This is a genomic window from Serratia nevei, from assembly GCF_037948395.1.
Lineage (GTDB): Bacteria > Pseudomonadota > Gammaproteobacteria > Enterobacterales > Enterobacteriaceae > Serratia > Serratia nevei.
Genome location: NZ_CP149940.1, coordinates 1,795,488 through 1,809,897, shown reverse-complemented (window position 1 = coordinate 1,809,897; position 14,410 = coordinate 1,795,488). Strand labels below are relative to the sequence as shown.

The window sequence follows — 14,410 nt, the reverse complement described above, 5'->3', positions numbered from 1 at the left end:
TTTTTAGGGCGTTTTTCTGCGTTACGGCGTTTCAACCGGCGCAGTACCCAGCGCCGGCGGCTCGCCGGCGAAACCGCGCAGCCCCACCACGTGCACATGCTCGTGGTTCTGGAACACTTTACGCACCAGTTTATAGGTGGTGCCCTTCTCCGGACTGATGTTTTCCGGCGCCGCGATGATCAGCTGCATCTCCAGACGGTCGCACAGTTCGAACAGCGTAGCGATCGACTTGGCATCCAGACGCGCCGCTTCATCGAGGAACAGCAGGCGACACGGCGAGATGTCTTTACCGCGCAGGCGGCGGGATTCTTCTTCCCAGCTCTGCACCACCATCACCAGGATTGACATCCCGGTACCGATGGCTTCACCGGTAGACAACGCGCCGCTTTCCGCACGCAGCCAGCCGTCGGAGCCACGGTATACCTCCACTTCCATCTCCAGGTAGTTGCGGTAGTCCAGCAACTCCTCGCCGATGGTCTGTGGCGTGCGCTGCCCCATGTCGATCTGCGGATTCAGGCGCTGATACAGCTTGGCCAACGCTTCGGAGAAGGTCAGACGGTTGCTGTTGAACAGATCCTGATGCTGTTCCTGCTGCTCGGAGAGCACATCCAGCAGGGTGGCATGCGCTTCGCGCACATTGACGTTCAGGCGCACGCTCTTCACCTGGCCGAAGGAAACGGCCTGCAGACCCTGGTTCAGCATGCGAATGCGGTTCTGTTCGCGCTGAATGGTTTTGCGAATGATGTTGGCCACGCTTTTCGAACTGATCGCCAGCTTCTGCTCGCGCGCGGTCAGCTCTTCGGTCAGACGGCCCAGCTCAATTTCCATCTGTTCGATGGCCTCGACCGGATCGTCGGTGCGGATGATGTCCTGACGGATGCGCTCGCGCAGGTGCTGGTACACCGCGATATAGAACTGAATCTTACGCTCCGGCCGCTTCGGATCTTCCGACAGGCGCAGCACATCGCGCAGGTGTTCGTTATCCGCCACGGCCAGACGCAGCGCACCGAGCGCCTTATCCGACATCGAGCGCAGCTCGTCGCCATCCATATACGCCAGCTCGCGGCGGTGCAGGCGGCGTTCCACGCCGTTGTCTTTCACCAGGCGCATCACCGCGCACCAGCCCGCCTTGGCGGTCACCACCTGCTCACGCAGCTGATGATAATCGCGTTCCAGCTTGCGCAGTTTCTTCTGCAGGCCGTCCATTTCGGCTTCGCAGAAGGTCAGCTGCTTCTCCAGCTGGTTGCGGCGAGCGCGGTTGTTGCTCAGCGCCGCATGCAGTTCGTCGCGACGCGCACGGGCGCGCGCTTCGGCATTGGCGTCGGCCTGCACGCCGATGTCCACCAGCTCTTGGCTCAGCTCTTTCAGCATGTCGCGCTTGGCGTCGTACGAGCTTTTCAGCGAGGCCAGCACCTGGCTGTACTGGGTGAACTGGGTTTGATACTGACGCAGTTGCTCACGGGCGCGGGCGCGTTCGGCTTCCGCCTGCTCCAGACGCTGGCGCAGCTTATCGTTCAGATCGTTGTTGGCATTCTGCATGCCGGCAGAATCGGTGTAGCTGAAGTGCGCACGACGCTGCACCACTTCAGTGAGCGCGAACGCCTGCTGTTTAGCCTGACGCTGCACGCTTTGCGCCTGCGCGTAATCCTGCTGCAGCTGTTCATGCTGCTGCGGATCGCTCTGCAGCACCGACAGCAGCGGTTCCAGCTTGGTCAGCGACACGCCGTGCTGTTGGATATGACGCGCGGCGTCCTGCGCTTCTTCCAGCTCTTCGCGGATCTCGTCGACGCGGTCCTGCAGCGTTTCATCGTTCAGCAACGACACCAGCGGCATCAGGCGGTTGAGTGCGGAAATGCCCTCTTTGGCCTGTTCGTACTGCTGACGCTGCTGCTGGTTCTGCGCTTCGTGATTGTTCAGCGCACGTTCGATCTCGCCACGACGGGCGTTCAGGCCGCGGATCTCCGCTTCCGGGTCGGCGTCGAACGCCACCGCCAGATGGGTACCGATAAAGCGGCTGAAAGCCTGGTGCGAGCGCTGGGTTTTCTGCACGTCGAACGACAGCGTGGCGTAGCGCTCCGCCAGCGTTTCACGCTCGGCATGCAGCACTTCCAGACGGTTTTCGCGCGCCGCGCGGCCGAACAACGGCACTTCCGGATAACGGGAGTAACGCCACTGGCGATCGGCGATTTTCACCACCACCGCTTTGTCCTGCTCTTCAACGGCGAACACGCTGTCATCGAACGACTGCGGATCCCCTTCGATCAGGTAAAGATCTTCCGGGCAATCTTCCAGCCCTTCAAGCATCTCACGCACCAGCGACAGATCCGGCACCACGATAGCGTGGCGCGAAGGGCCGTACAGCGCCGAGAAGTAAGGCGCGTCGTCGATGGTGACGTCATCGTAAATTTCTGACAGCAGCACGCCGCCGAAACGTTCGGCCAGCGTGACCAGGCGCTGATCTTCCGCGCCGCCCGGCTGGCTGAGACGTTCGATCTGCGCTTCCACTTCACGTTTGCGGGCCGCCACTTCGTCGCGCTCGACGGTGGTTTCACGCTCGCGCTCCAGCAGCTGCTGCATGTATTCGGTCACCTGCTGGCTGTTTTCCAGCGGCTCTCCGCTCTGATCGCTGAGCTGGCCCAGCGCGTCCTGCGCCGCCAGCCACACCGGCGCGCGCGCCGTCAGCTCACGGATGCGCTGCTGGATCTGCTCCAGCTCCTGGCGCATCTCCATGCGGCGTTCGCCGGCTTCGCTGACGTTCTGCGACAGCGCTTCCAGGCGCTCTTCCAGCTCCTGCTGCAGCATATCGAGATCGTCAGGCTGGTACTCTTGGCCATGGCGTTTGCAAAACTCTTGCAGCAGGCGCTCGGCGTCCTGCTGCGAGCGCAGACGCTGTTCCAGTTCGCTCAGGCGCAGGCGCAGCGGCTGAACGCGCTCGGCGAGGTGCTGCTGTGAAGGCCAGTCGCGCAGCAATTCGCGCGCGCACTGCCAGGCTTCGCTGCGGCTGACCTGGCCGGCGATTTTCCCCACCAGCTGATAGGCCTGTTCGAACTGGCCGTGCGCGGCGTCGGCCACGCTCAGCTTCTGTTCCAGCATCAGCAACGCTTCGGTCGCTTCCTGTTCGCGGGCCTGGAAGGTGTCTAGCCACTGTTCGGCGTTATCGGCGGTCAGATCCGGCAGTTGGCACAGGGCGCGTGCGCGCTCCAACGCCTGCAGCGCCTGCTGGTACTGAATGGCGCGGGTCTGCTGCACGTCGAGCGCCTGCTGGTAGTCGGCCAGCTGGCTCTTCAGCTCATCCACTTCCAGCTCGGCCGCTTCGGCACGCGCTTCGTTTTCGGCCTGCTGCTCGCTCGCCTCGGCCACCACTTCGTTCTGCTCTTCCAGACGGTAGGTCAGCTCTTCCAGATCGGCTTCATAGCGTTCGATCTTCTCCTGCTGACGCATCGCCGTCTGCACCAGATTCAGGTGATCGCTGGCGGCCTGGTAATCGGTTTCCAGGTCGGATTCGGCACCGCTCTGTTCGCTCAGCTCACGCGCCATTTCCACATGGCGATACTGTTCGGCGGCCAGCTGCTTGCGGCTGCCCAACAGATCGCTGCGCAGCGCCAGCGCGCCGTCCAGATGGATGCGGCGTTCGTTGGCGTGGCGCATATAGTCCGCCGCCACATAGGAAGTGGCCTCGGAAATCAGATGTTTGAACAGATCGCGGTCCGACTGGGTGACGCGAATCGCCTCCAGCGTCATGCGGTTTTCGCGCAGCGCCGCTTCCATGTCCTGGAACGCCTTGCGCACGCCGCTGTTTTCCGGCAGCAGGTAATCGCGCAGCGAGCGGGTAATGGCGCTGGAAATACCGCCGTACAGCGACGCTTCAATCAGACGGTAGAACTTGCTGCGATCGGCGGACGAACGCAGACGTTTCGGGATCACGCCCAGATCGAACATCAGCGAGTGGTAATCGGTGATGGAGTTGAACTGCTTGAACTGCACCCCCTCCATCTCTTCCACGCGATCCTTCAGCTCCTGCAGCGACAGCACGCGCGCCTGGCGCTCACCCACCGTCTGGGTCAGCAACTCGGTCGGCTGCACCGCGGTCGGCAGGCCCTGGATGGTGAACGGTTTGATGTCGACCTTGCGATCGCGCCCCGCCACCTGCTGCAGGCGCACGCCCACCACCACGCGCTGGTGGCGCGAGTTGACGACGTCGAGAGTCGAGTAACACACGCCGGCACGCAGCTTGCCGTGCAGGCCTTTATCGCGCGAGCCGCTGGTGGCGCCCGCTTCGGTGGTGTTACGGAAGTGCAGCAGCGTCAGATCGGGGATCAGTGCGGTGACGAAGGCCGCCATGGTGGTGGATTTCCCTGCCCCGTTACCGCCGGACAGCGTGGTCACCAGCTCATCCAGATCAAAGGTGCGGGCGAAGAAGCCGTTCCAGTTAACCAGCGTCAGCGAGCGAAATTTACCGCGTTCAATCATTCCTGTTCATCCTCTGCACCGTCAGGAGCGTTATCAACCTGCTGATCCTCAGCCTCATTCTCATCGTTCAGCGACAGGCTGGTTTCAACCGGCATCGCCTCGCCGTCGCGAATCATGCGCAGCTGCGCTTCACGCGGATCGTCGCCGCTGCGCACGTCGGCGCCGAAGCGGAACACCGCCTCGGTAATGCGGAACTTGCTGCTGTCATTGCCCATGAAGTAGACCATGCCGAGGCGGCGCAGGCGGTTCAGCGAGGTGCGCACCTTTTCGTGCAGCTTCTGCCGATCGAGATCCGAGCCGGTGGAGCGCTGGTTGACGAACTTCAGCAGCTTGTTCTCATCGGCCAGGCTCAGCAGCTCGTCGTACAGCTCCTGATGGCTGAAAATACCCTCATGCGCCAGGCGCTCGGGGCTGAGATACAGGTAGCACAAGATTTTACCGACCATCATATCCAGCTCGGACAGCACCGAACGCGGGATCAGCGTGGTGGAGCGCGGGCGCAAATAGAAGAAACCTTCCGGCGCCCGAATCAGCTCGACGCTGTAACGGGTGTAAAATTCTTCCAGCTCATCCTGGAAATCCATTAAAAAGGCGTGGTTGTCCAGCTCATCGATACCGATGTGACGACCCGCGCGCAGTTGGCTATCCAGCGCCGGGAACAGCGAGTTGGACAGTGCCTTGGCCAGCTTGACTGGCATTACTTGTTCAATATTTGTCGATGACATGGGCCTGGACCTTGGCTCCGTAATCATTGATTGCCTGCCATTCCGCCGGCAACCCTGAGAAATCTGCTTCAGCCACACCGAGGCGCACTGCCTGGTCGACCACTAAGCGTGCCACGTCGAAATGACGCGCACGCGGATATTGCGCCAGATAATCGCGCATCACCGCTGCAAGGTTGAGCGGCATCTGCTGTTCCTGATACACCTTCAGCGCCTCTTCGATCATCGCCGCCAGCTGTTCGCGAATTTCGCTGAACTCTTCGAACTCCAGATCCGGCGGCAGTTCCCCGGTCACTTCCTCACTGCGCAGTGCCAGTTCTTCGTCGCGCATGTCCAGCAGACGATCGGCATTGGCATGGGTCAGCGCCCACGGGTGGTCGAAATAGGTTTGCACCGACTGGCGCAGGCGTTGGGCGAACACGCGGTTTTTATCCATATCGATAGCGGTACGGATAAATTTATGTACGTGGCGATCGTAGCCGATCCACAGGTCGATCGCCTGCTGGCCCCAGCTGATGATGCGATCCAGCTTGCTCTGCAGATCGAACACCAGCTTGTCGACGAAGCCCAGCTCCACGTTGCCGAGGGTCGCGTCCTGGATGCGCAGCAGGTTGGCCTGCAGCTTATCGCCCGCCGCATCCAACGTATCTTGCAGCTCGCGCAGGGTGCCCGAGGTTTCCGACAGCAGCATCTCGCAGCTGGAGATCGCCGCCCGCCAGTCTTTGCTCAGCAGCGCCGCGATGTCGTTTTTCACGCTCTGCTGCTGCTCGTCCATCACGCGTTGGGTCATGTCTATGCTGTCGAAGATTTCCGCCACCGAATATTTCAACGGCGCGAACACGTTGCGGTGCCAATGGAAATCGTCGCCGCCCTCGTCGGCGGCGTCGGCGGCGCGCTTGAGTTCCTGCGCCACGATCGACAGCTGCATCGACAGACGCAGCGTGGAGAATTCGCGTTGGCGAATATAGTAATCGGTAATGCCGATACCCAGCGGCGTGAGGCGGTAAATCGCATTGCCGTCCGCCAGTTCGCTGGTAAAGCGGTTCAACAGGCGCTGGCGCACCATGTCGTTGATCGCATTGTTGGCGCGCATCGCCACCGTTTCATGCGTCTGTTCAAAACCCTTGCTGACATGGCGAAATGCATCAACCAGCTCACCTTCGCTCATCTCGCCGTCCAGCCGTTCGCCGTTCAGGGTGGCGATGGCGAGCAGAAATGCGAGACGCTCCGTAGGGAGCGAAATAGAGAAATCATTTTTCCGTGCCCAGGCGACCAGTTCGGGTACTGTCTGGGAAAATTCACTCATAGTTCGTCCTTCAGGTTTGGTTTATGCGCCATGACGTGAATATAGCGCCCCAAACTCACGTACGGCTCCTGCCGGCAATAGTGCTGTTCAAGCGCCAGTAACTCTTCAAATTTTTGTGTTTGCAGCTGTCTGCTCTGCAGATAGTCGTGGAACACCCGCACGCCGGTTTTACCGCCGATACGCATGCCCAGCTGTTCCAGCCAACCGTAGACCAATAGCGGATCGTGCGGATATTGCGGCGACAGCGAACGCTTGCGGCGCCGCCTGACCTCGGGATCCACCAGTTGGAAATTACCCAACACCACGTTGCGCATCAAGAGGCCGTTGGCGTTGAAGAACATCAGCGACAGCGCGCCGCCCGGCGTCAGGCAGTCATACAACGCCTGCAGCGCCGCTTCGGGCTCGGCGATCCATTCAAGCACTGCATGAAACAATATCAGATCAACCGGCTGTTCCAAATGTTGAGCGATATCCTGCGCAGAACTTTGTACGAATTGCATGTTCTGGCTCACACCTTTCTGTTCCGCCAGCTGCGCGGCGCGCTGGATCATCTCACCAGAAAGATCGCACAACAACACCTGATGTCCTAATTCTGCCAGCTGGCAGGCCATATGGCCTTCACCGCCCCCGGCGTCGAGGATGCGCAGCGGCCGCTGCGGCAACTGCGCCAGCAACCCGGTCAGATCCTGCCAAACCACCGCCTGGCGGATTTTTCCTTTCGTGGTGCCGTAAATATTACGCGCAAATTTTTCAGCAATATCGTCAAAATTGCGATCCTGCATGGACAACGGCTCCGCTGATCTCATTCTTGTCGGCGGCAAAGCGCACGCCCATTCAAACCTGCTATTTTGGCACAGACTGGCTTAGAATGTATCTTCTTGCGGCCTGTTTATGCCTGGATGCCGCTTTTTCACCCAAAAGGATCTGATTTTCGATGCTGTTCAACCTGAAAAAGTTCTTTGGCGCCATGCTGATGCCGCTGCCGCTGTTGATGCTGCTGATGGGGCTGGCGCTGCTGCTGCTGTGGTTCACCCGCTGGCAAAAAAGCGGTAAGACGATTTTTACGCTGAGCTGGCTGTTTTTACTGCTTTTCAGCCTGCAGCCGGTGGCCGACCGGCTGCTGAGGCCGATCGAAGCCCAATACCAGACTTATCGCGGCAACGATCCGGTCAGTTACATCGTGGTGTTGGGCGGGGGCTATACCTACAATCCCGATTGGGCACCCAGCTCGAATTTGCTCGGCAACAGCCTGCCGCGCGTGACGGAAGGCGTGCGGCTTTACCTTGCGCATCCCGGCGCCAGAATGGTGTTTACCGGCGCATCCGCCGGCAGCATGCAAAGCAACGCCGCCACGGCGGCGCTGGTGGCCGAAAGCCTGGGCGTGCCGCGCAGCGATATGGTGATCCTGAGGGAACCGCGCGATACCGAGGAAGAAGCCGCTCAGGTCGCCAAGTTGGTCGGCGAGCAACCGTTCATTCTGGTGACCTCCGCCAACCATCTGCCGCGCGCCATGCGCTTCTTCGAGGCGAAAGGCCTGCACCCGATCCCGGCGCCGGCCAACCAGTTGGCGATCGACTCGCCGCTGAATATCTGGGATCGCGCCACACCCTCCTCGATGTTCCTCGGCCATACCGAACGTGCCTGGTATGAAACGCTGGGCAGCCTGTGGCAATGGCTGAAAGGCGCGGATCGCGCCGGCGCCGAGTAAGGCCCGTTCAACCGGCCAGCCAGGGCAGCAGCTGTTGCGACGCATAGTCGAACGGCCGCCGCTCCAGCTTGCCGGTATGAACCAAGCGCCCTACCGCTTCCCACACCACATACAGCCAGCGCCGCGCCAGGAAAGCATCGGCGACCGGCGCGCGCTGCAGATAGCGGAACAGCAGTTGGCTGGGCATACCCGCCTCGCACAGGCGGAAAAGATCGTATTCGCGTGGCGCCCACAGCACCACGCCGGGATTGAGCATCGCCAGCAGCTGATCGCTTTTGGGATCCTTCAGCATGCTGCGCAGCGACAAGTTACCGTGCACCAGAACACAGGGATCGTCGAAGCCGACGAAGAAATGGGTCAGCGCTTCGCGCGTGCGGTACAGCAAACGCCGATCCGCCATGGTCAGCTGTGGGGTGGTGAGATTGACTACCGTCGCCCACAGCACTTCGACCCGCTGTTGATACCAGCAAAACCAGTCGTTCTCCTGCGTGCTGTCCACGCTGCCGACGCTGCCGTGACTGTCGATGCGGTGCCAGGCCAATATCCCGTCAACGATCTGTTCCATCAGCATGTTCCAGCGATCCGGCGAGCGCGTCGGCGCTTCAGCCGACACGCCGCGCAGGCGCTCGATCAGCAGGATTTCCTTATACGGCGTCTGTTGAGTACACACCACGCCGTACACCGTGGGCAGCCGAATATCCCCGTCGCGCGCCAGCATCGACAGCTTGTAAGCCTCCTGCTGGGCGATGCCTTGACAGATAAAGCTTTTCGCCATCAGCGGGATCGCGTTGCCCTGCCGATCGTACAGCGAATACATATGCGCATAAGGCTGTTCACTCACCCGCTCCAGCCGGCTGATGGACTCACCCAGCACAATGCTCAGTTCAGCGCGTAACTGCTCCATAAGGCATTCACCTCAGGCTAATAAGGGGATACGTAACATCATCGAACGGTGAGCGGAAAAATTCTTCAACGCAGATCAACAAAACGGGGAACAATCATGGGGGGTGTTGCATCGTCGGCGCGTTGCGCGGCGCGCCGACGAACTCAGGCTCAGGGTTGGATGCTGTCACGCACGCGCTGGAGATCTTCCGGCGTATCGACCCCCACGCTCGGGATCGCTTTCGCGACCGCCACGTGGATTTTTTCACCGTACCACAGCACGCGCAGCTGTTCCAACAGCTCGATCTGTTCCAGCTGGCTCGGCGCCCAGCTGACGTAGCGACGCACGAAGCCGGCGCGGTACGCGTAGATGCCGATATGGCGCAGCAGGCTGTCGCCGATGCTCTCTTTCGACGCGGCGAAACGCTCACGATCCCACGGAATGGTGGCGCGTGAAAAATAGAGCGCGTAGCCCTGCGCGTCCATCACGACCTTCACCGCATTGGGGTTGAAAGCCTCTTCGGCGCTCTCGATCGGCACCGCCAGCGTCGCCATACCGGCCTGGCTGCCCGCCAGGTTCTCCGCCACCTGACGCACGATCACCGGTGGGATCAGCGGTTCGTCGCCCTGCACGTTAACGATGATCTGGTCGTCGGCAAAGCCGTAGTGCGCGATCACTTCCGCCAGCCGTTCGGTGCCGGAATGGTGGTCCGGGCTGGTCATGCACACTTCGCCACCGGCGGCTTCCACCGCTTTGGCGACTTCAGGGTGATCGGTCGCCACGATGACGCGGCTGGCGCCGGACTCGCGGGCGCGCTCCATGACGTGTACCACCATCGGCTTGCCGTGAATATCGGCCAGCGGTTTACCCGGCAAACGGGTCGAGGCGTAGCGGGCGGGAATAATAGCGATAAAACTCATGCGTGTTTCTCATCCAGCGACAGCGCACGCGCTTCATTTTCCAACAGCACCGGAATGCCGTCGCGCAGGGGGTAAGCCAACCCGTCCGCTTTGCACACCAGTTCCTGGTTTTCTTTATTGAAATAGAGTTTGCCGTTGCATACCGGGCAGGCAACGATTTCGAGTAAACGGTGGTCCATGCATCCTCCGTAAGGGGATAGGTCATCTGGGAAAGGCTGTGAGGATAGCATAACGCCCGGCCTCAGGTTAATCACCGGTGGCGCCAACCCACCGATATTTCCTCATCGCGCGGGGGCAACCGCTTGAACTGGGGCGCATCCCAGCGTAGAATTTTGTGATACAAATCACAAAAAGGCCGTGATACGTGATCAAACGTCTGCATAAAATCATCGCTCTGTTCGCTAACTTCAGCCACTGAGCCCCTTTGTAACGAGCGGCGCTGAACTTCGTTTTACCCACCGACGGCGTCGTTCGTTATTCCACTTCCCAGCCGGCCCCCCATTCAGCGGCCAACGCCGCCGGAATGTCGCCCAGCGCGACGCGTTGCGCACCGTGCCATTTGGCCGTACGCGCGATGGCCTGCCGGATATCCTGCGCCCGCTGTTTGCCGAAGCGCACCTGCGGCTCCGCATGGAAGCTGATGATCTCGAACACCCCCTGGCGACGGTGCGCCTTGGCGTCAATGCGCCCCACCAGCTCACCGCGGTGCAGCACCGGCAGGGTGAAGTACCCATAGCGACGTTTTTCTTTCGGCGTATAACACTCCAGCCGATAGTCAAAGTTGAACAACTCCAGCGCCCGCCGCCGATCCCAAACTACCGGATCAAAGGGGGACAACAGGCTGGTGACCGTCGATTTGAGTTTGCTCTGTTCCGCCAGCGGCAGCAGTTCCGCCAGAGATTCATGCACATAGAACGGCCCTTCCAGCCCCTCTACCTGTACGGGCGTAATCTCCCCCTGCTCCTGCAGCTCTGCCAGCAAGGCTTTTGGCGCCACGCGTTTCAGCCGATAGTAATCTGCCAACCATTCAGCGCGAAAGATACCCAGATAGCGGCAGGTGCGGCGCAGCATCTGCCTGCGCGCCTGCTCCGCAGGCAGCGTATGACGCGCATCGTCCCAGGCCGGCAGCAACCTTTCGGTCAGATCGTAAACCCGGTGGAAGTTGCGGCGTTCGGCTACCATCAGCTTGCCGGCGGTAAACAGGATCTCCAGGTGTCGTTTCTCCGGTTTCCAGTCCCACCATCCGCTGTTGCCCTTTTTCTCGGCGCTGAAATCGGCGGAGCGCACCGGCCCCTGTTGTTCGATGTGCCGCAGCAGGCTGTCCATCGCCGCCTGGTGCTGCTGCACCCAGTCGGCGGAATATTTCCAGCCCATATCATGAGGCGCCAGCATGCGGTGCCGCAGCAAACCAAAATCCTCAATCGGCAGGAAACAGGCTTCGTGCGCCCAATATTCGAACAGCTTGCGGCCGGCAAGCGCCTGCTCCAGCCATTCCGACTGATAGGCGCCCAAACGGCTGAACAGCACCAGATACGGGCTGCGGGCGACGACGCTAATGGTATCGATTTGTAACAGCCCCATGCGCTGGATCGCGCTCACGACGTCATCGGGCTTAGCCTGGCGTTTAAGCGGAGAAAGCAGCCCCTGGGCGGCAAGGTGCAGCGCGCGAGCGGCGGTAAGGGAAATTATCGGGGTGGTCATCCTGATATCCGTGGCAAGTAGGCAGTGGCCTGATAATAGTGGATATCGAGGGATTTATCTTCGCCAGTGCTTGCGGGTGGCGACACCGGCACTGGCGAGGAAGGAGGGTGCGATCAGAACGCGATAACGTCTGCCGCGGACAGCCCATGCGAGCTGCGATAGATCGAGAACTCAACGTTCTGACCTTCGTTCAACGACTTATTTTTGGTGTTGGCGATAGCGTTGCGATTGACATAGATTTCGTCGCTGCCATCTACCGGTGAAATAAAACCATAGCCTTCGGCCTGATTAAACCATTTCACGCGGCCCATTTTTAACACAGTATTTTTAAACATAACTTATATCCTTTTACTTGAGCATCCTTGACAACGTCTTTTTTTATATTGTCTGGACGCTACCAGCCCATCCTAAAGTTTTTCGTAACAAACCTCTCGTGAGCAAAAAAATAAAAAACCCGCACTAAGGCGGGCTTGTTGAACTTAATATCTTCCGCATGACTCGGCGCTAAAGCGTCACCATGGTTGTATTAAGATCTCTTATACGCGTTCCCTGTATTCTTACAGAGCAACTACGTTGGCGGCAGCCGGCCCGCGCGGGCTGTCCTGGATGGTGTACTCGACGCGCTGGCCTTCAGCCAGGGTCTTGAAACCGTCGGTCATGATTGCGGAGAAGTGTACGAATACATCTTTGCCGCCGTCGTTCTGCTCAATGAAACCAAAACCTTTGCTTTCGTTGAACCACTTAACCTGACCAGTCTTCTTAGACATTACATTTACCTTTAAATATATTTACAAAACCTGCCATAAGAGGCAATTGGGGCCATTTCAGAAACATTACTTATGGGAGGTACTTAGAAGGTTCGTCTTTGAAGCGGAATCGGATGATAACGTTTTTGGAGGAACTGCTTAACTCTAAACTCGAACATAAATAGGTCTGGATTACAGGCCGACTTGCATTTACTCATAAATCTGGTGAATGCACAAGAGGTTTATTGCATTAAATTCGCCATTACGCCGAATTTATTTTTATCCTCCTGAATATACATGAATTAATTTACCGTTCTTCGCAGCCCATCCACCGCCTCTTCCCCCAGGCCGGCGCATCATTTGTCCGTCTGTGCGCTGCAAATGAGAGCTAACGCATAAAACTCTAATATGCTTGGCGCCTCTATAACAAATCCCAAATCAGATGGCTAAACTTGAGGGGAAAACAAGGCAGACGGCTTTTTCGCCAGCACTTTTGCCGCTAAAAACACGATTTTTCAGATTATGCTGAATCAAGGAGCTATGCGCATGACCGCCCAGCAGTTCGTTTCACCTAATGAAATCCGCGCCAGATTCTCCCACGCGATGTCGGACATGTACCAAAAGGAGGTACCGCTGTACGGCGATCTGCTGGAGTTGGTGGCGGAAACCAATCGACAGGTTCTGCGCGAAGACGCCGCACTGGCTCATCAGTTGCAAATCACCGGCGAGATAGAGCGCCTCGCCATGGAGCGCCACGGCGCGATCCGGGTCGGCACTGCGGATGAGCTGGCCACCCTGCGCCGCCTGTTCCGGGTGATGGGCATGGCGCCGGTCGGTTACTATGACCTGTCGGTAGCGGGCGTTCCGGTGCACTCTACCGCTTTTCGCGCCGTACATGAAGACGCGCTGCAGATCAGTCCTTTCCGCGTGTTCACCTCCCTGCTGCGCCTGGAACTGATAGAAGATCCCGCGCTGCGTGAGCTGGCCGAGCGCTTGCTGGCGCGCCGCCGCATCTTTACCGATCGCGCGTTGGAACTGATCGCGCTGCAGGAAACGCAAGGCGGATTGAATGCAGCGCAGGCGCAAGAGTTTGTCGAACAAGCGCTGGAAACCTTCCGCTGGCACAATCAGGCGACGGTCAGCGCCGAAGAATACCGGCAGTTGCACGATCAGCATCGCCTGATCGCCGACGTCGTGGCGTTTAAAGGGCCGCATATCAACCACCTGACGCCGCGCACGCTGGATATCGATCGCGTTCAACAGGCGATGCCCGGCCGCGGCATTACGCCCAAAGCGGTCATCGAGGGCCCGCCGCGCCGCCGCCGTGCAATCCTGCTGCGCCAGACCAGCTTCAAGGCGTTGGAAGAAAGCGTCGATTTCGTTGAGCACGACGGCCACGCCATCGCCGGCCACCATACCGCGCGCTTCGGCGAGATCGAACAGCGCGGCGTGGCACTGACGCCTAAAGGGCGCGCCCTCTACGACCGCCTGCTGCAGGCGACCAACGATGCACTGCAGGCACCGCCAAGCGAGAAGAACGCCGAGCGCTACTATCAACTGCTGGAGGAAAACTTCCGGGCGTTTCCGGATGATTACGCCACGCTGCGCGAGCAACAGCTGGCGTGGTTCCGCTATTTCCCGACCGAATGCGGCCTGGCGGCCAAAGAGTCGCTGGATAAGCACAGTACCCTGGAGCAACTGATCGAGAAAGAACACGTTCGCTTCCAGCCGCTGGTGTATGAAGATTTTCTGCCGGTCAGCGCAGCGGGGATTTTCCAGTCAAATCTGGGGGACAGCCGCCACGCGCAGTACAATGCCGCTTCCAGCCGGGCTACGTTTGAACAAGCGTTGGGCAGTGAGGTGATCGACGAGCTGGCGCTGTATCAGCAAACCCAGCAGCGTTCGCTGGAAGCCTGCGCGCAAGCCCTGGGGCTTGTCACGCTGGCATCCTGAG

At 59.6% G+C, this 14,410-nt stretch carries 12 protein-coding genes; 2 read left to right on the top strand and 10 right to left on the bottom strand.

The window, feature by feature from the left end; genetic code table 11:
• Positions 1 to 21: 21 nt before the first annotated feature.
• The 4 genes from mukB to cmoM are packed head-to-tail and all read right to left on the bottom strand — an operon-like array spanning position 22 to position 7,280.
• Complete coding sequence (mukB, locus tag V8N38_RS08515) at positions 22 to 4,470, bottom strand: chromosome partition protein MukB (RefSeq protein WP_060440277.1); 4,449 nt, start codon at positions 4,468 to 4,470, stop codon at positions 22 to 24.
• On the bottom strand, positions 4,467 to 5,195 hold the full coding sequence (gene mukE, locus V8N38_RS08510; protein WP_033637863.1) for a chromosome partition protein MukE: 729 nt from the start codon (positions 5,193 to 5,195) through the stop codon (positions 4,467 to 4,469). Before mukE ends, mukB begins: the two co-directional genes overlap by 4 nt.
• Positions 5,176 to 6,498 (bottom strand): chromosome partition protein MukF, encoded by a 1,323-nt coding sequence (gene mukF, locus V8N38_RS08505; protein WP_004928228.1) that lies wholly within the window; start codon positions 6,496 to 6,498, stop codon positions 5,176 to 5,178. The genes mukE and mukF overlap by 20 nt, the downstream gene beginning before the upstream one ends.
• Positions 6,495 to 7,280 carry a tRNA uridine 5-oxyacetic acid(34) methyltransferase CmoM gene (cmoM, locus tag V8N38_RS08500; protein ID WP_015377334.1) on the bottom strand — a complete coding sequence of 262 codons (786 nt, stop codon included), beginning with the start codon at positions 7,278 to 7,280 and terminating at the stop codon, positions 6,495 to 6,497. The genes mukF and cmoM overlap by 4 nt, the downstream gene beginning before the upstream one ends.
• A gap of 152 nt (positions 7,281 to 7,432) precedes the next feature.
• On the opposite strand from cmoM, the gene elyC reads away from it, so the two are divergent.
• Positions 7,433 to 8,206: an envelope biogenesis factor ElyC gene (elyC, locus tag V8N38_RS08495; RefSeq protein WP_038880809.1), complete on the top strand. Its 774-nt coding sequence runs from the start codon at positions 7,433 to 7,435 to the stop codon at positions 8,204 to 8,206.
• 7 nt (positions 8,207 to 8,213) lie between these two features.
• Here elyC and V8N38_RS08490 read toward each other — a convergent pair whose 3' ends face one another.
• The 6 genes from V8N38_RS08490 to V8N38_RS08465 all read right to left on the bottom strand — a co-directional run bounded on the left by V8N38_RS08490 (position 8,214) and on the right by V8N38_RS08465 (position 12,477).
• Positions 8,214 to 9,110: a YcbJ family phosphotransferase gene (locus V8N38_RS08490; RefSeq protein WP_060421759.1), complete on the bottom strand. Its 897-nt coding sequence runs from the start codon at positions 9,108 to 9,110 to the stop codon at positions 8,214 to 8,216.
• A 149-nt stretch (positions 9,111 to 9,259) separates the two neighbouring features.
• On the bottom strand, positions 9,260 to 10,009 hold the full coding sequence (gene kdsB, locus V8N38_RS08485) for a 3-deoxy-manno-octulosonate cytidylyltransferase (protein WP_004928235.1): 750 nt from the start codon (positions 10,007 to 10,009) through the stop codon (positions 9,260 to 9,262).
• Complete coding sequence (locus V8N38_RS08480) at positions 10,006 to 10,188, bottom strand: Trm112 family protein (RefSeq protein WP_004928237.1); 183 nt, start codon at positions 10,186 to 10,188, stop codon at positions 10,006 to 10,008. Before V8N38_RS08480 ends, kdsB begins: the two co-directional genes overlap by 4 nt.
• A gap of 295 nt (positions 10,189 to 10,483) precedes the next feature.
• On the bottom strand, positions 10,484 to 11,710 hold the full coding sequence (locus V8N38_RS08475; protein WP_084826485.1) for a winged helix-turn-helix domain-containing protein: 1,227 nt from the start codon (positions 11,708 to 11,710) through the stop codon (positions 10,484 to 10,486).
• A gap of 113 nt (positions 11,711 to 11,823) precedes the next feature.
• Positions 11,824 to 12,045 carry a cold-shock protein gene (locus V8N38_RS08470; protein WP_004928241.1) on the bottom strand — a complete coding sequence of 74 codons (222 nt, stop codon included), beginning with the start codon at positions 12,043 to 12,045 and terminating at the stop codon, positions 11,824 to 11,826.
• A 222-nt stretch (positions 12,046 to 12,267) separates the two neighbouring features.
• The gene (locus V8N38_RS08465; protein WP_019454537.1) at positions 12,268 to 12,477 is read right to left on the bottom strand and encodes a cold shock domain-containing protein; all 210 of its coding nucleotides are present in this window, start codon (positions 12,475 to 12,477) and stop codon (positions 12,268 to 12,270) included.
• Between the two features lie 525 nt (positions 12,478 to 13,002).
• On the opposite strand from V8N38_RS08465, the gene V8N38_RS08460 reads away from it, so the two are divergent.
• A complete protein-coding gene (locus V8N38_RS08460; RefSeq protein WP_087762277.1) occupies positions 13,003 to 14,409 on the top strand; it encodes a VOC family protein in 1,407 nt (468 codons plus the stop codon).
• Position 14,410 lies beyond the last annotated feature (1 nt).